This is a genomic window from Chryseobacterium mucoviscidosis, from assembly GCF_002177115.1.
In the GTDB taxonomy this organism is placed as follows: domain Bacteria; phylum Bacteroidota; class Bacteroidia; order Flavobacteriales; family Weeksellaceae; genus Chryseobacterium; species Chryseobacterium mucoviscidosis.
In genome coordinates this window covers 1-249 of sequence record NZ_MVAG01000220.1, presented here as the reverse complement: position 1 = coordinate 249, position 249 = coordinate 1, and the positions used below count along the sequence as shown (strand labels likewise).

The following is a 249-nucleotide window of genomic DNA, read 5'->3' as shown; positions in this document are numbered from 1 at the left end:
CAGCGCGCCAACGGCTTTCCGGATGCTGATGGGTGCAGGCGACGATCTTGTGAATAAATATAATCTAAGCTCCTTGCGGCATATTTTAAGCGTAGGGGAGCCGTTAAATCCCGAAGTCATCAGGTGGGGGCATAAAGTCTTCGGCAACCGGATTCATGATACTTGGTGGATGACTGAAACAGGATCGCAGCTCATCTGCAATTACCCGTGCATGGAAATTAAACCGGGATCAATGGGCAAGCCGATTCC

General features: G+C 50.2%; 1 protein-coding gene. It reads left to right on the top strand.

Annotated elements, in window-relative coordinates; genetic code table 11:
- The coding region (locus B0E34_RS22945; RefSeq protein WP_165763045.1) for an AMP-binding protein at nucleotides 1–249 on the top strand (249 nt) is incomplete at both ends.